The following is a 19833-nucleotide window of genomic DNA, read 5'->3' as shown; positions in this document are numbered from 1 at the left end:
GCAAACAAAACTTTTGTTCGCCTCTTTTTTTTTGTATAATGGAACAAGTGAAAAGAGGGATAAAATGGCGCAGAAAAAGCGTACAAAGAAAAAAAGAAAGACGACGAAAAAACAAAAACAACTGCAGGAACAACGATTAGTCATTATTATCGGTCTCATTTTTATTCTGTTTGCAGTTTTCTCTTTATTCAGCTTGGGCTTTTTAGGTAATTTGATCGCGAATGTTCTTCGAATGATTGGAGGCAATACCTATCAATTCTTAGCTTTCTTGCTGGGTGTCTATGGACTGCTGTTAGTAGTCAAAAATACGAAGCTAAAATTCTCCAAGGGCCGGCGTTGGGCCGGAATTGGCGTATTTTACATAGGAATATTAGTTATTCTTCATGCTCGACTATTTGCAAATGTTCAAAGTCAAAACCCGAATGTCCTGAAAACTACTTGGGAATTACTGATGATTGATTTTTTAGGTAATCAGGTGACTCAAAATGTCGGTGGAGGAATGCTGGGGGGAGCGATATACAGTCTAACACATTTTCTAGTTTCTCAAGTAGGCAGTTATATTATTGCTGGCTTGCTCCTAGTATTGGGTGTTTACCTGTTCAGCATGTTGGATTTTGCTCAGGTAACGGACTTTTTAAATCATTCAATGGACACTCTTCAGCAGAAGCTGACAGAATCTGATGAGAAGAAAGCGGAACGAACAGCGAAGCGGGAAGAGCGCCAAGCTGCCAGAGCCAAACAAAAAGCAGAAAAAGAAGCGGCTGCTAAAGAAAGACAGGCCGAAAAAGAACGCAATCAGGTTCGTCCGTTAACACCGGGGGAAAAACTAGCGAAGGAAAACTTAGAGCCGCTGGAAAATGAACCTGAACAAATGACTTTAGTACCGATTGAGGCTTATCAAGCCAATGCTGAGCCGAAGAAGCCAATGCCAGATCCTATTGAGGAAATTGATGAGGAAGCAGATGCAGGGGACCTGGAGTTTGAAATTAGTGCCGAGCCTGAGGATCACGATTATCAATTGCCGCCATCGTCATTGCTGGATTCGATTCCAGCTGCTGATCAAAGCGACGAGTACAAAAAGATTGAGAACAATATTAAAATTCTTGAGAAAACCTTTGATAGCTTTGGCGTAGAAGCAAAAGTGGTGAAGGCCAGTCTAGGTCCGTCAGTTACGAAATTTGAGATTCAACCAGCCGTGGGAGTAAAGGTAAGTAAAATTGTTAACCTGACTGATGACATTGCTTTAGCTTTAGCTGCTAAGGATGTGCGGATGGAGGCGCCAATTCCAGGGAAATCCTTAATTGGGATTGAAGTGCCAAACAGTACCATCAGTACAGTCTCCTTCCGGGATATTATCGAATCCCAGCCAAATCATCCAGATAAGCTGCTGGAGGTGCCCTTGGGACGTGATATTTCTGGGATGGTTCGTACAGCAGACTTAACTAAAATGCCTCACTTACTAATTGCTGGCTCAACTGGTAGCGGGAAATCCGTGGCTATCAATGGAATCATTACTAGTATATTGATGCGGGCTAAACCAAATGAAGTAAAAATGATGATGATTGACCCGAAAATGGTTGAATTAAATGTCTACAATGGCATTCCTCATTTGCTGACCCCAGTTGTTACCAATCCTCGGAAAGCTTCTCAAGCATTGCACAAAGTGGTGCAGGAAATGGAAGAACGCTACGAGAAATTCGCCGCAACGGGTGTACGGAATATTACGGGATTTAATGAGCTGGTCATTCAAAAGAATTTAGAAGATGGGCAAAATCGTCCAATTCTGCCCTTCATTGTGGTAATCGTTGATGAGTTGGCTGATTTAATGATGGTAGCCAGCAATGAAGTGGAAGATGCCATCACCCGATTGGCGCAAATGGCGCGGGCTGCCGGTATTCATATGATTCTGGCAACGCAACGGCCAAGTGTCGATGTAATTACGGGAATTATCAAAGCTAATGTACCATCAAGAATTGCCTTTGCAGTTTCCAGCGGGACTGACTCTCGAACGATTATTGACAGCAATGGGGCAGAGAAGCTCTTAGGTCGGGGAGACATGCTGTTTCTGCCAATGGGTGAAAACAAACCGATCCGTGTCCAAGGAGCCTTTATCTCAGATCATGAAGTAGAGGAAATTGTGACCTTTGTTTCCGATCAGCAGGAAGCCCATTATGAAGAAAAAATGATGCCGACGGAGGAAACCACTTCCTCACCTTCGGAAGTACCGCAGGATGATTTGTATGAAGAGGCCAAAGCACTGGTGGTAGAAATGCAAACTGCAAGTATTTCTCTCTTGCAGCGTCGTTTCCGGATCGGCTACAATCGGGCCGCACGAATTGTCGATGAATTAGAAGAAAACAAAGTCATTGGACCATCTGTCGGCAGTAAACCACGAGAAGTGTACCTGCAAAAGACAGAAGAGGAACCAGAAGAAACAACAGAGTACTAACTGAAAAAGCATCTTCCCTAAGTGAGACGAGGGAAGATGCTTTTTAGCATGCTTATGAAGAGTTGCAAGATACAAAATAATAACTTCATGTGATAAAACATCAACTATTGGTTTACTCAAATAGCTTCGTTAATCCATTCACTTTTTTCAAAAGCTGATTTTGAGCAATTGAGCTGTATTTTAACCGTAAGTTTATTCTATTTCACTTCTTAGTCAGGTGCTTGCCCATCATGAGCAGGCCATTGACACTCCAACATTTGCAGATTGGTGAAGCTTGCCTTAAAGGAAGATTCTTCTGGGCTGCAGGCATAAACACCAAACTGGATAACCTCTTTTGCCTCCTGTAAATGACAAATCCTGATTTGCTGGAAATGTACGCCATCCTGGGAACATTCAATACAAAAATCGCTGTCTCGTCGACTCAAACGATACCACATAGAGTTAATTGAAGCATCAATCGAAGTGGTTGCCCAGTCAGAATAGCCTTGATTTGTTACAACACTTCCCAAACGTTGAAATTCTTCATTCTCATATTCAATCGAGCCCTTCAACCAATTCTCACTATCCAGATAAACCACCACGCCACACTGATCAAAACGATGCTGGCTATTAAAGGTTGTCTTGACAACAAAAGAAAAATATTTTTCTTTGGTGGTCATTTGTAAAACTGGGGCATTATCATTTCTAAAATGATAATACGTTCTTTGCCATAAATCCGTATAAGAATCAGTAATAATGTCAATTTTATCCTTTTGAATGGAATAAGTTGTCGGTTTTCGTGTCCAATTTAGTTTGTCTAAAGAAAATTCCATCAAGTTTCCTCCTAATGCCTGCCACTTTTTATGCAAGTTGTTTTATACTAAAGTATACCATGAATCAGAAGAATTACTCGAGTTTGCTTAATGACTCCTATGTTCGAGGGGTCATTCTTTTTTTGCATGTGAAAAAATTTCAACATTAATGTGTAACTGAGTTGTGTTATACAACATTAAATACCTGTGCTATATTTTTATTAAGTTGATAAGCGTTTACAATTGGAGGAAACAAAATGAAGGGAATGAACACTCGACAGAAAAAGTTAATTAGTTTGCTTGTGCAAAATGATGAGTATCTACCAGTGTCTCATTATGCCAAATTATTAGGCAAAACCAATCGCACTATTTATTCAGATTTGGAAAGAATTCAGAAGAATTTTTTAGATGAACAAATAAGAATTGATAAAAAACCACGCGTAGGAATAAAGCTGGTAGGAGATGCAATTGATAAGATGCTGCTGTTAGAAGCATTTGATTATACAGAAGACGAATGCGTCGACTGTACGCCGGCCAATCGCCAATTATTAATCGCTAAAATGTTATTGGTAGACGAAAGGGTGGTTACACAGCAAAAGCTGTCAGAGCATTTTCACGTCAGTGCTAGTTCAATCGCAAGCGATCTGGAAAAAATTAATGAAACCTACACTGTTTCATTAGTAGCATCCAAAAGGGGGACTTGGGCTGTTGGCAGTGAGGAGGATCATCAACGAAGTCTGTTTCGCTTTTGTGAAAACTGGTTGGTCTATAAAAGTATAGATAATGAGCAGCAGTTTTTAGAAAAGGGCCAGCAAGAGCTTCAGGTAATTTTTGGTGAATCAATTGTTGGTGCTGTATTTCAGCAGATCCAGGTACTTAAGCAAAATCCAACGGTTTTTCTACCTGAGCAGTATGAGAAATCATTAACAATGGGATTGATTATCTTTTTATATCGTCTGCAAAAGAATCAGCATGTAGAAGAGGACAAATTTCTATTTGATCAAATCAAAATGATTGATACTTATTTTTTAGCAAGTGAACTGTTGGAGGAGATAACAAAAAGCTTAACAATCAGCTACATGGAAGAAGACGTTGCTTATGTCAATCGACAATTAGTCGGCTATGGAGTAAAAATCTATTCCAATCAGCCTCAAACTATTGAAGAAATGACACCGATTATTGATAAGGTATTGAGCAATATGAGTGAAATTATGCAGGTGGATTTCTCTCAGGATGAGGAGCTGCGCAGCCGTTTTATCAATCATTTTATTCCGATGATTTATCGGCTGAAGTTAGGAATTGAAATTACCAATCCGTTAGTGGAGGAAATCAAGAACCAATACTCAATTATTTTCAGCTCGACCTGGTATGCGTTGGCCAATGTTGAACATGAATTAGCAGTCAAATTCAACGATGAAGAAGTAGCTTTCTTGGCGATGTACTTTCAAGTGTCTTTAGAAAAGAGCCATAATGGTAAAAAAATCCTGATTGTCTGTCCAACAGGGATTGGAACATCTGAGCTGATTTACAACAAAATTAAACGGATTTTACCTGCTCAAGATATCGCTGAAGTTACGACTGTTGATAAGCTATACAAGAAAAATCTCGATAATGTAGATTTAATTATCTCATCGATTCACTTGCCAACTATTGATAAACCGACCATCAAGGTTTCGACATTGATTACCCAGGAGGATATCAAGAATATTACGTCTCTCTATTCGGATTTCTTCTATCAAGAAGAGGATGCTGCTAGTCAAGAGGTGATTTTCGAATCATTAAAAAGAGTCATCGATCCCTCCTTTATTGTAACGGGAAAAGAAATTGATACTAAAAGTGATTGTTTAAACTATATGATTGATCAGCTGGAAAAGGCAAGAATTGTCAATCAAGCTTTTCGCCGAGAGGTATTTGAACGGGAACAGTTAGGGGAAACTGCTTTAGAAACAGGGGTCGCGATTCCTCATGCTTCACCGCAAAATGTTTTGCAGACCAAGGTGTTTATCCTAACCTTGCAAAAGCCGATTGTTTGGGATCAGCGAAAAGTCAGCTATGTATTATTGATGTGTGTTGCCAAAAGTGACCGCAGTTTAGTGAGAGGGATTATTACCGATATTCATAAAATTGTCCGTTCAGAAAAAAATATTCGCCATTTTTTCTCCGGAAAAAATGCACAGGAAATTTATCAGGAAATCAGCAGGGGGTAGGACCATGGTAAAAGTTATTACGAATGAACTGGTTGATTTATCAACCGTAGGAACCAATAGTCAGGAAATCATAAAAGCACTAGCAAAAAAAATAGAAGCCACTGATCGCATCACTAACTTTGACGGGTATTTACAAAGTGTGCTAGATCGTGAAGCTCTGACTTCAACAGCTATCGGATTTGGGATAGCCATTCCTCATGGTAAAAGTCCTCATGTTAAGGAATGTACGGTAGCCTTTGGTCGGTTAGCGCAACCAGTGGATTGGAACAGTTTAGATGGCAAAGATGTAGAAATGGCCTTTCTCTTAGCGGTGCCTGAGGATTGTGCTGGGGATGAACATTTGAAAATTATTGCTGGTTTATCTCGCAAGCTAGTTCATGAGGATTTTCGTGAAATGTTGAGAACCTCTGCTAGTGAAGAGGAAATTGTTCAAGTTATCAATGACAGTTTAACCGCTGTATTAAACTAATGAAAAGAGGAAAATAAAATGAAATTAGTAGCCGTAACCGCATGTCCTTCTGGAGTAGCACATACTTATTTAGCAGCTGAGAGCCTGGAGGTTGCTGCAAAAAAACATGGGATAGATATTCATGTAGAAACACAAGGATCGATTGGAATTGAAAATGAATTAACTGCAGATCAAATTACTGCTGCTGATGCAGTGATCTTAACCAATAATATTGGCATCAAAAACGAAGAACGCTTCAAAGGTAAGCCGGTTGTTCGGGTAAGTGCTGGAGATTGTATTAATAAAGGTGAAGCAATCGTCAAGAAACTACAGCAAAAATTAGGCTAGGAGGAACAGGAATGGTCAACTTACTAAAAGATACAAGAAAGAATCTGATGACTGGTGTATCTTATATGATTCCCTTTGTAGTGGCTGGTGGTATTTTGCTGGCGTTAAGTGTGCTGTTTTCAGGCAGTGCAGCTGTACCAGAGGATGGTATGCTGGCTGATATTGCTAATATTGGGATTACCGGCTTAGGTATGATGGTACCGATTCTTTCAGGCTATATTGCCTTCTCAATGGTGGATCGTCCAGGATTGGCGCCAGGGATTATTGGCGGCTTGATTGCTAGTAATATTGGCGCTGGGTTCTTAGGCGGAATTTTATCAGGGTTATTAGCCGGGATTGTTGTTTATTACTTGAAGCAAATTAAATTGCCTTCTAGTTTGCGTTCATTAGGGCCTATCTTCATTATTCCGTTATTAGGAACAACCATTGTTGGTTGTTTGATGTACTGGGTAATTGGTCAACCAATTGCTGCATTGATGACTGCTTTGACTGCATGGCTGGAGTCGATGGGAACAACTAATTTGATGCTTCTAGGATTAGTGTTAGGAGCAATGATTGCTTCTGATATGGGTGGACCAATTAACAAGGTAGCGTTTGGTTTTGGTTCAGCGATGGTAGGAACAATTGATCCTGCGACTGGGATGCCAAGTGCTACTGCATTATCAATTATGGCTGGAATTGGTGCCGCAATTTGTATTCCTCCTCTGGCGATGGGGGTGGCTACCTTGATTGCACCGAAGAAATTCACGATGGAGGAACGCAACTCTGGAAAAGCCGCGATTGTTATGGGATTGGTTGGTATTTCTGAAGGAGCCATTCCTTTTGCAGCAGCTGACCCTTTACGTTGTATTCCAGCTAATATGATAGGCAGTGCGGTGGGAGCTGCAGTTGCCATGGTATTGGGTGCTGGAAATCCGGCACCATGGGGCGGCTGGATTGTCGCACCTGTTGCTCAAAATCCGATTATGTATATTGCAGGTACATTGGTTGGGGTGGCAATTACAGCCGGAATTGTGATTGTATTGAAAAAACCAGTGGCAGTTGATGATGGCGTTGAATCTGCTGCGGCAGTCGATGATGACATTGATTTAGATATTGAAATTATGTAATAGCATAGGCAAGCAACCTTATAGAAAAGGCTGCTTGCCTTATTTTGCCTTGAAAAAACAGGAACATGCTATACTAAATGGAAAGAATTCATTTAGGAGGAAACAGGCATGGCAAAAATTTATCGTGGTACGGGGATTTTCGGCAAGGATGCAATCGGGATATTTGATGATGGCAAGGTTTATAAAGGCACGGGTCTTTTAGGTAAAGATTTAGTGGGCTCTTATAAAGATGGAAAAATTTACAGCGGCAGCGGATTAATCGGTAAAGATCATATCGGACAATTTAAAGACCATAAAATATACAAGGGTACGGGTCTTTTTGGCAAGGAAGCTGTCGGAACAATTAAAGACGGAAAAATTTACAGTGGTACTGGACTTTTTGGGAAAGATGCGATTGGTTCCTATGAAGGTGATGACGAAGAGGGTGCAGCAGCTGCTGCTTTATTATTGTTAGCTGAAGAATTAGAGGATTAGGCAGGAAAAACCGTGCTTTTTGCTTGCTGTGGTACGCGTTTCATCCATTATACTTTGGGTATAACCAAAGGAGGAGATAGCGATGAATGCTTACGTAGAAGTCCATGATCAAACAGGAACAGATTACTATTACGCATCACTGGAAATTAAAGGACAGCGTTTATCTGTCCAGCGTCACCAAGGTTTGTATAAGGTACGGGAAAAAGAATTATCTCTAACCGGTATTCATAATTTAGCAGTTAATGGCAGTGAAGATCGTCAAATTAAATTTAGCTATGGTAAGGATACCTTTACATTTTTTGACTCTGGAAATAATGTTGTGGGTTATCTCTATCATCAGTTATTTACTGCATAAAAAATTCAGGAGAAGTTTATGGCGAATATTCGTGACATTGCAAAAAGAACGGGCTACTCTGTCTCAACCATTTCGCGAGTAATCAACAACCATCCTTATGTGGATGAACAGAAGCGGCAAGAAATTTTGACTGTTATGGCAGAGCTAAACTATGTTCCTAACCATACAGCCCGCAATCTTAGCTATGGTAAGACAAAAAATATTGGGGTGATTGTTCCTTTCGTAAATCATCCTTATTACGATCAGCTGGTGAAGGGAATTACTGAGGAAGCCTTTACCCAGAAATATAAAGTTACTTTACTGCCGACTAATTATGATGCGGCAACCGAAAAAAATTATTTGAATGAACTAGCTGCTAAGAGTTTTGATGGAATTATCATTACTTCAAAATCCAACAGTTTAGAAGTGATCGCTGACTATCTTAAATTTGGAAAAATCGTTTTGTGCGAAGATGTTCGAGTGGAAGGATTAAGCAGTGTATTTATCGACAGAAAAGGTTCCTTCAGAGAGAGCTTAAATTACTTGAAAGACCAAGGTGTCGAAAAAATCGGTTTAACTTTAGGACGAACGGGTAAACGAAGTAATAATTCAAAGCTGGCAATGCAGCTATGTGAAGAGTTGTTTCCCAGGTTTGATCCTGAACTGATGCGCTGGGGCTGTCAAGAAGCTGAAGATGGACTAGCTGTAGCAAATTTTTTCAAGCAAAATCAGGTAGATGGGATATTTAGTAATGGTGATGAAGTTGCTGCGGGCATCATTGAAGGGTATGGAAAAGAAAAAGCACCATTAATTGTTGGACAGGAGAATCTTTTCATCAGCAGAGTGTTGAAGTTTCCAACGATCGATCATCATTTGCCAGAATGCGGCCGCAAGGCTTTTGAAGCATTAATTACCGAGGAAACACAACGTATAAAAATACCTTATACTTTTGTAAAACACAACGAAAGGACTTAGCCAAAAACTGCCAAGTCCTTTTTTGTTCGTAAATCATACCAAGATCAATTGGGCAAAAGCGCTAATCATACGTTCATAGTCGTGAGGAATTCCCTTATTAGCAATCACAATGTCTATCTCTGACCATGGTGCTACCTGAACTAAAGAGGTGGTTTCGAATTTACTGTTATCAAGCAAAACGACCTTCTTCAGTGATTTTCTTAACATCATTCGCTTTGACTCGGCATCTACCAAAGAGGAGGTACAAAAGCCTTTACGATTTTTAACACCGCTGGAACCGAAAAAGCAAAGATCAAATTGAACATCGGGATACATTTCTTTGCCTGTATCATTACGAAAAGCCATATCGCTAGCTGAATATTGGCCACCAAAGGAATGAATCAAATGACGCCCATTAGTCAGTTGTAAAATAGCAGCCAAGGAACCAGTGAAAATTTGTCGTTGATCTAAAGGCAGCAGGCGCTTAGCCAGTAAAGCAATCGTACTCCCTTGATCCATACCAATGACTCGATCATTCTCATTAATTAGCTCCAACGCTTTTACTACAATTCGTTCCTTTTCTTTTAAGTTAACAGTTCGAAGGGAAACAGGGGCTAATTCTGTTTCCTTAACAAGCACCGCTTTCCCATGTTCCTTCTGTAAAATGCCTTCTTTTTCCAAATAAGCGAGGTCTTTACGAATTGTTTCGTCGGAAACCTGAAAATAATCAACCAGCTGGGCAACCTTCAAGGATTCTTCCTGATACAGCCATTCGGTAATTGTTTTTCGCCGTTGAGCAATCTCCGCTGCTTTCATCTAAATTCCCCCATATTCTTATGGATAACGTACCATGCTATTCCAAAAAAAGCAATAAAAAACTTGGGAAAATCAGGGTAAATCCAAGTTTTTATCTGAAATTCAATAAAATACGTGGATTTATTACTTGTGCATTCGTATACTAAGGGAGAAGAGGAGATGGTAGGAAATGGCGACGGGAATTATAGATAAAGAAAAAAATATTGCCAATGTAGTCACAAACGGAAACGAACGCATTCAACGAATGAAGGATAATTTGTTTAAAGAAAAACGGCAAATCTCTTTAGAGCGAGCACTACTCTATACGGAAAGCTATCAACAAACTGAAGGGGAGCCAACTATTATTCGTCGGGCGAAAGCAGTCGCTCACATATTAGCTAACGCAGCCATCAGTATTCGTGAAGGAGAGCTGCTAGTAGGGAATCGTACGGTTCGCCCTCGTTCGGGAATTATTTCTCCCGAAATGGATCCTTATTGGATTTTAAAAGAAATTGATACGATTGATGAACGGCCTCAGGATCAGTTTGAATTTACTGAAGCTGATAAAGAGATTTATCGTCAAAAGCTTTATCCTTATTGGGAAGGTCGCTCGATGAAGGATTTTATCAATGGGCAGCTGACGGATGAGGTCAAAACAGCGTTGGCGGATGAAGTGTTCAAATTGAATCAAACCGATAAAGGTCAAGGCCATATCATTATGGATTTTCCTGCTATTCTAAGCAATGGTGTAGGTTACTATATTGATGAGTTAAAAGCGAAAACAGCTGAAGAACCTGATAATACATTTTTCAAAGCTGGTTTGATCATTTTTCAAGGAATGCAGCAACATTTTCTGCGATATGCTGACTTAGCAACAGAATTGAGCCATCAGGAGACAGAAGCTAATCGTCAAAAAGAATTAGCAACAATAGCAGCGATGTGCCGGAAGCTAAGTGTTGAAAAGCCGGAGTCCTTTTATGAAGCTTTACAGTTATTATGGATGACTAGTATTGTGGGTCAATATGAATCTAATGCCTCCTCCTTGTCATTAGGGCGAATGGATCAATACATGTATCCTTATTATCAAGCTTCTCTAGATAATGGAATTCCTGAAGCATTCTTGTATGAAGTATTAGGGGATTTTTATATTAAAACCAATGATGTGGTGCTTTTACGCAGTGAAAGCAGCGCAAAATGCTTCGCTGGCTTTCCAACTGGTTATACGGTTGTTCTAGGCGGGCTAGATGAGTACGGCCACGCTTCGGTGAATCCCTTATCTTATATTATGCTAGATTTGTATCATGAGGTCCTTTTGCCACAGCCGAATCTTTCTGTTCGTATGAATGAATTAATTCCGCGACGGTTTTTATTGAAAACCTGTGAAACAATCCGCTTAGGTACCGGAATTCCGCAGCTTTTTAATGATGAGGTTTGTGTTCCTGCCTTCTTGAGTAAAGGCGTTTCTTTGGATGATGCGCGTGATTATGCAACGGTTGGCTGTGTGGAAACCTCCATTCCCGGAAGAACCTATGGCTTACATGATATTGCTTTGTTCAATTTGTTACGTATTATGGAATTGAGTATGTATGAACTGAAAGACAAAATTGATGTAACCTATGAGGAGCTTTTCGAAACTATTAAAGCTAAAATTGCTTATTATGTAGAGCTAGTCGCCAAAGGATCAGATATTGTTGATTTGGGTCATCGGCACTATGCGCCCACACCATTTCTCTCAGTTTTAATTCAAGATTGTATGGAAAAAGGTAAGGATGTAACTGAAGGCGGCGCAAGGTACAACTTTTCAGGTGTTCAGGGTATTGGCGAAGCGAATCTGAGTGATTCCTTGTATGTCATAAAAAAAATGGTTTTCGAAAACCACGAAATGAGCTTTTCTGAATTAGTAGAGGCAATGGCCGCAAATTATACTGGAAAATACGAGGCATTGCAAAAACATGTGATCCAAGATTTTGAGAAGTATGGAAACGATGATGATGAAATCGACCTGATCGCAGCTCAGCTATTCAGACACTATGCTAAAGAGCTAGAAAAATACACTAATGTTCGTGGTGGACAGTTTATCGCTGGAGCCTATACAGTTTCTGCTCACATTCCATTAGGTGAAGCAGTCGGCGCAACGCCAGATGGCCGGAAAGCGCAAGAACAATTGGCAGATGGCGGCTTGTCACCGATGGTAGGCCGAGACCATTTAGGACCAACAGCTGTTTTAAAATCAGTTAGTAAATTAGATAACTATTTAACAGTAAATGGCAGCTTGCTTAATTTGAAGTTCCAACCCAATACGCTAAAAGGTCAACAAGGATTAAATAAATTTGCTGATTTTCTAATGGCTTATACAAAACTAAAAATTCAACACGTTCAGTTTAACGTTCAATCAAAAGCGACTTTGTTAGAGGCCCAAAAGCATCCAGAAAAATATACGGGATTGCTAGTTCGGGTAGCAGGTTACAGTGCTTTCTTCGTTGATTTGAATAAACAAATTCAAGACGATATTATCGCACGTGTTGAACATGAATTGTAGAATTGAGGAATATCCATGTCCAAAGGATTAGTATTTAATATCCAACGCTATTCTGTGCACGATGGTGGTGGAATTCGTACCATTATCTTTTTGAAAGGCTGTCCATTAAAATGTCCCTGGTGTTCCAATCCTGAATCAAGAAAAGCAGTTACACCAACAACTTGGACTAAAAACGGCAAAACTGAAACGATTGGAAGCTGGCGTACAACAGACGAGTTGGTGGACGAAGTGATGAAGGATGAGATATTTTACCGAACCTCTGGTGGAGGAGTGACCCTTTCTGGAGGAGAAGTATTAATGCAAGCCGATTTTGCTGCGGATTTGTTGGCAGAATTCAATTACTTAGGTGTGCACACCGCCATTGAAACCACCGGATGTTTTCCTTTGAACGAGATTAAAAAGTTAACACCTTATTTGCAGCAGGTTTTGTTTGATTTGAAAATAATGGATGCTGAATCAAGTAAACAAGTGATAGGTTCTAAGATTGAAACAGTCAAAGAAAATTTTGAGTTTCTCTTAAGCCAAGATCATTTAGAGGTCATTCCTCGTATCCCTTTAATTCCTGGATACACAACAGCGCCTGATAATATTTCAGCTTTAATCAATTATTTACAAAATTTGGAGGTAAAAGAAGTTCATTTGCTTCCTTTTCATCAATACGGCAGCAGCAAATATGATTACTTGGGCTGGGAATATACTATGAAGGATACAAATACGTTAACCCAAGCTGAGATAAATGAACTAAAGAACGAATTTGAAGATGCAGGTATTTATACAAATGTTGATGGCTTAGAATAAAGCGGGACTGTCAGGAAACTGACAGTCTTTTTATTGATTTTTTCCAAAGGCGATTGCTTTCATTTTTTTAATCGGTTATAGTATGAAGCGAGACTTTACTAGGCCAGTTTCTATTTGTGAAAAGAAGCACGGCTAAGACATAAGAAATAGGGGATAAGAGTTTGAAACCATCAATTTATGAATTAAGAAAAGAAGCCTTGATCGATTGGCTGATTGAGCATGGAGAAAAGAAATTTAGAGCGACACAAATTTGGGAATGGTTGTATCAAAAACGGGTAACCAGCTTTGATCAAATGAGTAATCTTTCAAAGAAAACCATTGAACTGTTGGAAGAAAATTTCTGCATTAATCCTTTAAAGCAAATGGTGGTACAAGAATCAAACGACGGAACAGTTAAATACTTATTTGAATTGCCAGACAAGAATATGATTGAAACTGTTTTGATGCGTCAAGAATATGGCTTATCTGTTTGTGTGACTACTCAAGTAGGCTGCAATATCGGGTGTACTTTTTGTGCATCAGGTCTATTGAAAAAACAAAGAGATTTAACTGCTGGTGAAATTGTGGCTCAAATTATGCTAGTCCAACATTACTTTGATGAACGAGGTGAGGATGAACGCGTATCTCACGTTGTTGTAATGGGGATTGGCGAGCCATTTGACAACTACGAGAATGTAATGGATTTTATTCACGTAATCAATGATGCCAAAGGCTTAGCTATCGGTGCTCGCCATATTACAGTATCGACAAGTGGTTTAGTGCCTAAAATCAAGAAATTCGCTGAAAATGGACTGCAAGTTAATTTGGCCATTTCCTTGCATGCATCAAACAATGAAGTTCGTTCTTCAATCATGCGAATCAATCGCAGCTTCCCTATTGAAAAATTAATGGAGGCTGTTGACTACTATTTAGAATCTACCAATCGCCGGATCACGTTTGAGTATATTATGCTTGCAAACGTTAATGATCGTCCAGAGCATGCCAAACAATTAGCTGAGCTTTTAAAAGACAAGAAGAAGCTCACTTATGTTAACTTGATTCCTTATAATCCGGTGAGTGAACATGATCAATATTCTCGTAGCTCAAAAGCAGACGTTTTACGCTTCTACGATGTGCTAAAGAAAAATGGTATCAATTGTGTCATCCGTAAAGAACACGGTACTGATATTGATGCCGCTTGCGGACAATTACGCAGTAAGCAAATGAAAAAAACAGTCACTAATTAATTACAATCCTCTCACTTATCGGTGGGAGGATTTTTTACGGTTAAGGAAATAAGGGATCAGTGGATTTATCGTCATCGAAAAAAGTCCAATGATAGGCGCCAAAGACCGAAAAAAGTAGCGCAGCAATAATCAATAACCACGTGTAGTCATCAGAAAAAAGTGCACCCCCAAAGGCCACCGATGACAGGCTTTGGCTAATTCGAAACCAAGTCTTGTGCTTTCTTAACTGCGCCAACTCTTTAGCATCAGTAATTAGTTTTTCTTTCATGATAGAATCCTCCTTTACGAGTTCATCTAAAGTTACTTCATAAAATTCACTTAATGCAATTAACTTTTCGATATCTGGATAAGTCTTTCCTAATTCCCAATTCGAAATCGTTTGACGAGAAACATACATTTTTTGAGCAATACTTTCCTGAGAAACCCCCATTGTCTCTCTGCGTTCTTTTAGCATTTTTCCAACTTCCATGATTCTCACCTCACAATAATTATCCAAAATAATCCACTAAATTGCTAGCAAAGAATGTTTGCATTACGGAAAAACAGTGATTTGTAAAGGGAAAATTGCTACAATTAAAAGAAAAGTTTGGAGAACAAAAATGGATTATCAAAAAGATATTGAAACAATTTTAAGTCATCGTTATGACCAAAAATGGGATTACTGGACAACAGAGGATCGCCGGTTAACTAATGGAGGTGCATTTTCTTGTATCGCTTCTGCCAATTATTTGTTGGAATTAGGTGTTTCACCAGAAGATCCAATTTTACAAACGGTTGGCGAGTTGATTTGGGAATCTTGGAAGGAGCCGGGAGATTTCAAGCTATATCCGAAGGGCCCCGTTTTTCCCTGCCAAACTATTCCGGCAGCAACCTTATTAATTCGTCTAGGTTATTTAGAAGACCCTCGGATGAAAAAAACATTGGCCCATTTGATGGAAACCCGTTATTCAGATGGTGGCTGGTGGTGTAAGAAATTCTATTTTGGAAAAGGACCTGAAACCGAGCATTCCAATCCATTACCTACCTTAAATGCTTTAAATCTATTTCGATACACCAAGTATTTTTCTGATGACAGCTTGAATCAGGCAATTGATTTTCTTCTAGACCATTGGGAAACGAAAGCTCCAATAGGTCCGTGCCATTACGGGATTGGTACTCTATTTATGCAGGTGGAATATCCCTTGAGTGATTATAATCTTTTTCACTATGTTTACGTGTTGTCTTTTTATGAGCACGCACGTAAGGATCTCCGTTTTCAGGATGCTTTTGAAGCATTAAGAGAACGAACAGTAGATGATCAAATCGTGGTTGAGCGGGTGAATCGTAAATTATCCAAGCTGGAATTCTGCAAAAAAGGCCAAGTAAGTGAATTGGCAACTAAAAAATATTTGGAAATCATAAAACGAATGACCGATTAATTGCGTATCTTTGATTAAACAAGGAGCGTGATAAAATGAAATTGCATGAAGTAAGAAAAGAATACGGACTAAACCAAACCACTTTCTATGGATGGCTGAGAGAGGTCGGCGCAATCAGAAAAACAGATACGGGCTATGTTGTAGGTGATAATTGTTTTGACGGGATGGAAACATTAATAACTCGTCGAGTGAATGAGGAAGGAGAACTTACCGAACGAACACAAGTGAAAATTGATAATCAAAAAATCCCTTTTTTACTTGAACAGTACAAAAATTCTGGTTTGCCGAAGCTGTATTCTCCTACAAAAATGACTGAAAAAAATGTTGGTCTAGAAGAATTATCCGCTTTAGAAAAGCGAGTGGCTGTTTTGGAAAATCAGCTGTTTGTATTAACACAGCAAATGCAGCTGCTGCTAAAAAAATAAACTAAGCCAATCAAAGATTTTGACACCGTTTTCTTTGGCGCGCATAATAACGTTAAAGAGAGGATGGTCAGAATGACAAGTATGGTATTTGTTAATTTTCCAGTAACCGATTTGCCGCGTTCGATTCAGTTTTACGAAGCATTAGGATTTAAAAAAAACGAAGAGTTTTCTACGGAAGAGGCTAGTGCAGTAGTCTGGGATGACCATTTCTGGATTATGTTATTGACTTATGACTTTTATCGAAAGTTTATTAAAGATCGTAAAATAGCTGATCCTAAAACTACTAGCAGTGTACTCGTTTCATTTAGCTTAGAAAGTGCTGAAGCGGTTAAGCAGTTTGCAGAAAAGGCTAGAGCAACTGGCGGGGATTACTATCATATTGATATGGGAATTCCCGAAGATCAAATGTTTGGTTTAGAAGTAGAAGATCCAGATGGCAATATTTTAGAACCAAATTGGATGAATAGTTAGTATACAACGGACTCTCAGTCATCGACTGAGGGTTCTTTTTACTTTAACGCTCCACTAACCCACCAACCTTTTTGTTTCCCGTATACTATAGGTCTATTTACAAAGGGGGATGATCGGATGAATGTCACAGAAGAACAATATCTTGAAAGAATCATTGAAACGATTAGCGAACAGGCTAACTTACTTGAAGCAACGATTGATTCTAATGAAGATCAGTACAAAGAATTAAAGCGGCATACGGTTGATTATAAAGCAGAGCTGGACAAATATGAGGTGTATAATTATCAGCAGACAATGAGTTTCATTGACCACAGAAGTACGTTAGAAACAGGGATTCTGCAAAAATTGAATTATCAAATGAGCAATCCATACTTTGCAAAAATAGGATTTCAGTATCAGCAAGAAGAAGAGGTCGAGCCATTTTATATTGGACGTTACGGTTTTGCTAACGATAGGGGAGAACAGCTGATTTATGATTGGCGAGCACCCATTGCTTCTCTGTATTATGAATTCAATCTTGGAAAGGGCTGTTACGAATCCTTTGGTAAAATATTTAGCGGGAATATTTTGGAAAAAAAGCAATTTGAAATAAAAGATGGAAAGATTCGTTTAATGGTAGATACAGAGGACACGGTTAATGACGAATTCCTATTACACGAGCTGAGTCAAATTTCTTCTCATGAAATGAAGACCATCATTCAAACCATTCAAAAGGAACAAAATGAAGTGATTCGCGACACTAAAACGAAAAATTTGATTATTCAAGGTGTGGCTGGTTCAGGAAAGACCTCAGTTGCTTTGCATCGAATGGCTTTTCTACTGTATCAAAAAAGGGACAGCCTCACTGCTGAAAACATTTTGATTGTGTCACCTAATCAAATTTTTTCCAGCTACATCAGCAATATTCTGCCCGAATTAGGAGAAAATGAATTACAGCAAATGGATATTGGTTCGTTGGGAAAAAGCTTCATCGATGAAGCTATTTCTGTATCCAGTCGGCAGGCAGAATTAACGGAAATACTTGAGCAGCCTAATTCTTTGCGAAGTCAAAGTTATCGTTACCGGAGCTCCTCAGATTTTTTCGAAAAGCTGATAGCTTATCTTCAGCAATTGATGCAACAGGTTTCTTTAGAAGACTTAATACTGTCAGAGGAGAAACGAATCACCAAAGAAAGGCTGTCAAAATTATTTGAAAACGTTAAGCCATTATTTGTTTTGATTGAAGAAGTTAGTAGAAGAATTGCAGAAGAAGAAAGGATAAATAGCAGTAAGTCAATTGCTGCTAAGCTCAAAAAGCGATTGGGATATTCAGACAGCCTAGCAGCTTATTTGGGATTTTTAGAAACTTTACCACAGAAATATCGAGGCGCTAGTGGCAAAGACTATTTGGAAAATAGTGATTTGTATCCTTATCTATATTTCAAACTCCATTTGGAAGGAATTAAACCAACACAACACATTCAGCACTTAGTTGTCGACGAGATGCAAGATTACTCTATCTTGCAATTCCAAGTACTGCAGATGCTTTTCCCAGGTGAGAAAACAATCTGTGGGGACATTAATCAGGCATTAATTGGCGATCAGCAATTGTTTTTAGAAAAATTAGCCCAACTTTTACCAGCGAACCGGGTAGTAGAATTTAACCAAAGCTATCGTTCTAGTTATGAGATTATCGAATTTGCTAAACAGTTTTCAAACAATTCAGAGCTGAATGTTGTTAATCGACATGGGGCTCCTGTAGAAGTCACAGCTATTGAAAATTTAGAGGATAAATGGACTAAAATCAGGAAAAGATTGGTTGAGTTTCAGAAGAGTGGCTTCTCAACCTGTGGAATTATTTGTCAAAGTCAGCAGGAAGTTTATCAATTGGCTGAAGAACTGTCTGTTTCGGCAACAATTGTCACTGAAAACACCAATAAAATTGAGGATAATATTGTAGTGACAACGATTCAGTTTGCTAAGGGGTTAGAATTTGATACCGTAATTTTACCGGATATTGAAACTCAGCAGCTGCAACGTAAAAATAATCGATTGTATACTTGTTGTACTCGAGCACTTCACCAGCTAATTATCTTTACCAGATAAATACAAAAACCGGCTAGAGACGAGTCTGGCCGGTTTTCCAGTTATTCAATTATTTCTTTTCACCAATTTCATCTTTTAAACGATAAATTTTTGATGGTCGGCCAATACCTACTGGACGTTCACCGATTTCATCAAAATATTGCAGCATAGCTTTTTTGAAATTGGAGTGATCCACTGTTTTAAAATCAATTCCTAAAAACTTCGCAAATACTTTGCGCGCTTCAGTGATAGTAAATTCATCACCTAGTACTTGAAGGATCAGTGGTTCGTGGTCCATTTTATTTACTACACGGTTGAAGGCTTTGCGAATAATTTCATTGTGATCAAAAGCCAAGGTGTCCCTGCCAATTGATTTTCCCGTTTCTAAATCAATTTCAATCGAAATATCATCGCTAGTTAAGAACAATGAATCACCATGACGTTCCATATTAAACCAGCGAGCATCCTGCGTATCATCACCAGCTTTTGGAGGTACTTGACCTAGAAAAGCAATATAACTGACGGTGATAACCCAGCCACGCGGATCACGATTTGGTGTACTAAAGGTATGTAGTTGTTCCACATTGCGTCGACCAATCGTTAAACCAGTTTCTTCTTTAGTTTCCCGACGAACACTGTCATTGGTAGATTCATTGCTTTGAACGAAACCTCCAGGTAACGCCCACGAGTTGCGGTAAGGATTGCCACGACGTTGTATCAAAAGAATTTTTAACTGATCTTCTTCTTTATTGTAACCCATGACAACGATATCCACTGTTACGGATGGCTTTTCATATTGGGGATGATCTTGCTGCTTATACCAAGACAAAAATTCTGCCTCGGAAGCTTCGTGTTCATAATAATCCTTTTCTGCTTCTTTTGAAGGGAATTCTTTCATGACTATCCACCTTATCTGTTAAAAGTAATTGATACCATATTGTAGCATGAATAACGAAGAAAAGGGAACTCCAATTGGAATTCCC

At 39.1% G+C, this 19833-nt stretch carries 19 protein-coding genes; 15 read left to right on the top strand and 4 right to left on the bottom strand.

Translation table 11 applies throughout. The annotated features are described in order from the left end of the window. Positions 1-64 precede the first annotated feature (64 nt). Positions 65-2449 (top strand): DNA translocase FtsK, encoded by a 2385-nt coding sequence (locus I588_RS15640; RefSeq protein WP_010759733.1) that lies wholly within the window; start codon positions 65-67, stop codon positions 2447-2449. Between the two features lie 209 nt (positions 2450-2658). Here I588_RS15640 and I588_RS15635 read toward each other — a convergent pair whose 3' ends face one another. Continuing rightward, positions 2659-3261 carry a DUF1349 domain-containing protein gene (locus I588_RS15635; protein ID WP_010759732.1) on the bottom strand — a complete coding sequence of 201 codons (603 nt, stop codon included), beginning with the start codon at positions 3259-3261 and terminating at the stop codon, positions 2659-2661. Between the two features lie 236 nt (positions 3262-3497). On the opposite strand from I588_RS15635, the gene I588_RS15630 reads away from it, so the two are divergent. The 7 genes from I588_RS15630 (at position 3498) to I588_RS15600 (ending at position 9135) form a co-directional block, all read left to right on the top strand. After that, positions 3498-5447, top strand: coding sequence for a BglG family transcription antiterminator (locus tag I588_RS15630; protein WP_010759731.1), 1950 nt, complete (start codon positions 3498-3500; stop codon positions 5445-5447). 4 nt (positions 5448-5451) lie between these two features. After that, complete coding sequence (locus I588_RS15625; protein ID WP_010759730.1) at positions 5452-5916, top strand: PTS sugar transporter subunit IIA; 465 nt, start codon at positions 5452-5454, stop codon at positions 5914-5916. An 18-nt stretch (positions 5917-5934) separates the two neighbouring features. Then, positions 5935-6243 (top strand): PTS fructose-like transporter subunit IIB, encoded by a 309-nt coding sequence (locus tag I588_RS15620; RefSeq protein ID WP_010759729.1) that lies wholly within the window; start codon positions 5935-5937, stop codon positions 6241-6243. Between the two features lie 11 nt (positions 6244-6254). Continuing rightward, positions 6255-7352, top strand: a complete 1098-nt coding sequence (locus tag I588_RS15615; RefSeq protein WP_010759728.1) for a PTS fructose transporter subunit EIIC — start codon at positions 6255-6257, stop codon at positions 7350-7352. A gap of 108 nt (positions 7353-7460) precedes the next feature. Next, complete coding sequence (locus I588_RS15610) at positions 7461-7826, top strand: hypothetical protein (protein ID WP_010759727.1); 366 nt, start codon at positions 7461-7463, stop codon at positions 7824-7826. A gap of 82 nt (positions 7827-7908) precedes the next feature. Continuing rightward, positions 7909-8181 (top strand): hypothetical protein, encoded by a 273-nt coding sequence (locus I588_RS15605; protein ID WP_010759726.1) that lies wholly within the window; start codon positions 7909-7911, stop codon positions 8179-8181. An 18-nt stretch (positions 8182-8199) separates the two neighbouring features. Beyond that, entirely contained in the window at positions 8200-9135 is a 936-nt protein-coding gene (locus I588_RS15600; protein ID WP_010759725.1) for a LacI family DNA-binding transcriptional regulator, read from the top strand. Between the two features lie 33 nt (positions 9136-9168). On the opposite strand, the gene I588_RS15595 is transcribed toward I588_RS15600, so the two are convergent. Then, positions 9169-9930: a DeoR/GlpR family DNA-binding transcription regulator gene (locus I588_RS15595; protein ID WP_010759724.1), complete on the bottom strand. Its 762-nt coding sequence runs from the start codon at positions 9928-9930 to the stop codon at positions 9169-9171. 169 nt (positions 9931-10099) lie between these two features. On the opposite strand from I588_RS15595, the gene I588_RS15590 reads away from it, so the two are divergent. From I588_RS15590 to rlmN, 3 genes are all read left to right on the top strand, one after another. Continuing rightward, the gene (locus I588_RS15590) at positions 10100-12448 is read left to right on the top strand and encodes a formate C-acetyltransferase (protein ID WP_010759723.1); all 2349 of its coding nucleotides are present in this window, start codon (positions 10100-10102) and stop codon (positions 12446-12448) included. Between the two features lie 15 nt (positions 12449-12463). Next, positions 12464-13246, top strand: coding sequence for a glycyl-radical enzyme activating protein (locus I588_RS15585; protein WP_010759722.1), 783 nt, complete (start codon positions 12464-12466; stop codon positions 13244-13246). Between the two features lie 161 nt (positions 13247-13407). Continuing rightward, positions 13408-14472 carry a dual-specificity RNA methyltransferase RlmN gene (gene rlmN, locus I588_RS15580; protein ID WP_010759721.1) on the top strand — a complete coding sequence of 355 codons (1065 nt, stop codon included), beginning with the start codon at positions 13408-13410 and terminating at the stop codon, positions 14470-14472. Positions 14473-14512: 40 nt separating this feature from the next. Here the strand turns inward: rlmN and I588_RS26470 are convergent, their stop codons facing one another. Beyond that, positions 14513-14941, bottom strand: a complete 429-nt coding sequence (locus tag I588_RS26470; RefSeq protein WP_010759720.1) for a helix-turn-helix domain-containing protein — start codon at positions 14939-14941, stop codon at positions 14513-14515. A 130-nt stretch (positions 14942-15071) separates the two neighbouring features. Here I588_RS26470 and I588_RS15570 point away from each other — a divergent pair, with 130 nt between their 5' ends. The 4 genes from I588_RS15570 (at position 15072) to I588_RS15555 (ending at position 18871) form a co-directional block, all read left to right on the top strand. Beyond that, on the top strand, positions 15072-15890 hold the full coding sequence (locus tag I588_RS15570) for a hypothetical protein (RefSeq protein ID WP_010759719.1): 819 nt from the start codon (positions 15072-15074) through the stop codon (positions 15888-15890). A 35-nt stretch (positions 15891-15925) separates the two neighbouring features. Then, positions 15926-16315: a hypothetical protein gene (locus tag I588_RS15565; RefSeq protein WP_010759718.1), complete on the top strand. Its 390-nt coding sequence runs from the start codon at positions 15926-15928 to the stop codon at positions 16313-16315. Positions 16316-16387: 72 nt separating this feature from the next. After that, positions 16388-16786, top strand: coding sequence for a VOC family protein (locus I588_RS15560; RefSeq protein WP_010759717.1), 399 nt, complete (start codon positions 16388-16390; stop codon positions 16784-16786). A 117-nt stretch (positions 16787-16903) separates the two neighbouring features. Next, entirely contained in the window at positions 16904-18871 is a 1968-nt protein-coding gene (locus I588_RS15555) for a HelD family protein (RefSeq protein WP_010759716.1), read from the top strand. Positions 18872-18920: 49 nt separating this feature from the next. Here I588_RS15555 and I588_RS15550 read toward each other — a convergent pair whose 3' ends face one another. Next, the gene (locus I588_RS15550) at positions 18921-19748 is read right to left on the bottom strand and encodes an NUDIX hydrolase (protein WP_010759715.1); all 828 of its coding nucleotides are present in this window, start codon (positions 19746-19748) and stop codon (positions 18921-18923) included. Positions 19749-19833: the final 85 nt, after the last annotated feature.

Source organism: Enterococcus pallens ATCC BAA-351, from assembly GCF_000407485.1.
Lineage (GTDB): Bacteria > Bacillota > Bacilli > Lactobacillales > Enterococcaceae > Enterococcus_A > Enterococcus_A pallens.
This window is presented reverse-complemented; position numbering and strand designations above follow the sequence as displayed.

What these genes read in the sequence shown, in the direction of transcription:
- I588_RS15550 (WP_010759715.1), bottom strand. Translation starts at nt 19,748, where the DNA reads ATGAAAGAATTCCCTTCAAAAGAAGCAGAAAAGGATTATTATGAACAC.
- I588_RS15555 (WP_010759716.1), top strand. Translation starts at nt 16,904, where the DNA reads ATGAATGTCACAGAAGAACAATATCTTGAAAGAATCATTGAAACGATT.
- I588_RS15595 (WP_010759724.1), bottom strand. Translation starts at nt 9,930, where the DNA reads ATGAAAGCAGCGGAGATTGCTCAACGGCGAAAAACAATTACCGAATGG.
- I588_RS15590 (WP_010759723.1), top strand. Translation starts at nt 10,100, where the DNA reads ATGGCGACGGGAATTATAGATAAAGAAAAAAATATTGCCAATGTAGTC.
- I588_RS15610 (WP_010759727.1), top strand. Translation starts at nt 7,461, where the DNA reads ATGGCAAAAATTTATCGTGGTACGGGGATTTTCGGCAAGGATGCAATC.
- I588_RS15565 (WP_010759718.1), top strand. Translation starts at nt 15,926, where the DNA reads ATGAAATTGCATGAAGTAAGAAAAGAATACGGACTAAACCAAACCACT.
- I588_RS15625 (WP_010759730.1), top strand. Translation starts at nt 5,452, where the DNA reads ATGGTAAAAGTTATTACGAATGAACTGGTTGATTTATCAACCGTAGGA.
- I588_RS15600 (WP_010759725.1), top strand. Translation starts at nt 8,200, where the DNA reads ATGGCGAATATTCGTGACATTGCAAAAAGAACGGGCTACTCTGTCTCA.
- I588_RS15640 (WP_010759733.1), top strand. Translation starts at nt 65, where the DNA reads ATGGCGCAGAAAAAGCGTACAAAGAAAAAAAGAAAGACGACGAAAAAA.
- I588_RS26470 (WP_010759720.1), bottom strand. Translation starts at nt 14,941, where the DNA reads ATGGAAGTTGGAAAAATGCTAAAAGAACGCAGAGAGACAATGGGGGTT.
- I588_RS15630 (WP_010759731.1), top strand. Translation starts at nt 3,498, where the DNA reads ATGAAGGGAATGAACACTCGACAGAAAAAGTTAATTAGTTTGCTTGTG.
- I588_RS15620 (WP_010759729.1), top strand. Translation starts at nt 5,935, where the DNA reads ATGAAATTAGTAGCCGTAACCGCATGTCCTTCTGGAGTAGCACATACT.
- I588_RS15635 (WP_010759732.1), bottom strand. Translation starts at nt 3,261, where the DNA reads ATGGAATTTTCTTTAGACAAACTAAATTGGACACGAAAACCGACAACT.
- I588_RS15615 (WP_010759728.1), top strand. Translation starts at nt 6,255, where the DNA reads ATGGTCAACTTACTAAAAGATACAAGAAAGAATCTGATGACTGGTGTA.
- I588_RS15605 (WP_010759726.1), top strand. Translation starts at nt 7,909, where the DNA reads ATGAATGCTTACGTAGAAGTCCATGATCAAACAGGAACAGATTACTAT.
- I588_RS15560 (WP_010759717.1), top strand. Translation starts at nt 16,388, where the DNA reads ATGACAAGTATGGTATTTGTTAATTTTCCAGTAACCGATTTGCCGCGT.
- I588_RS15585 (WP_010759722.1), top strand. Translation starts at nt 12,464, where the DNA reads ATGTCCAAAGGATTAGTATTTAATATCCAACGCTATTCTGTGCACGAT.
- I588_RS15570 (WP_010759719.1), top strand. Translation starts at nt 15,072, where the DNA reads ATGGATTATCAAAAAGATATTGAAACAATTTTAAGTCATCGTTATGAC.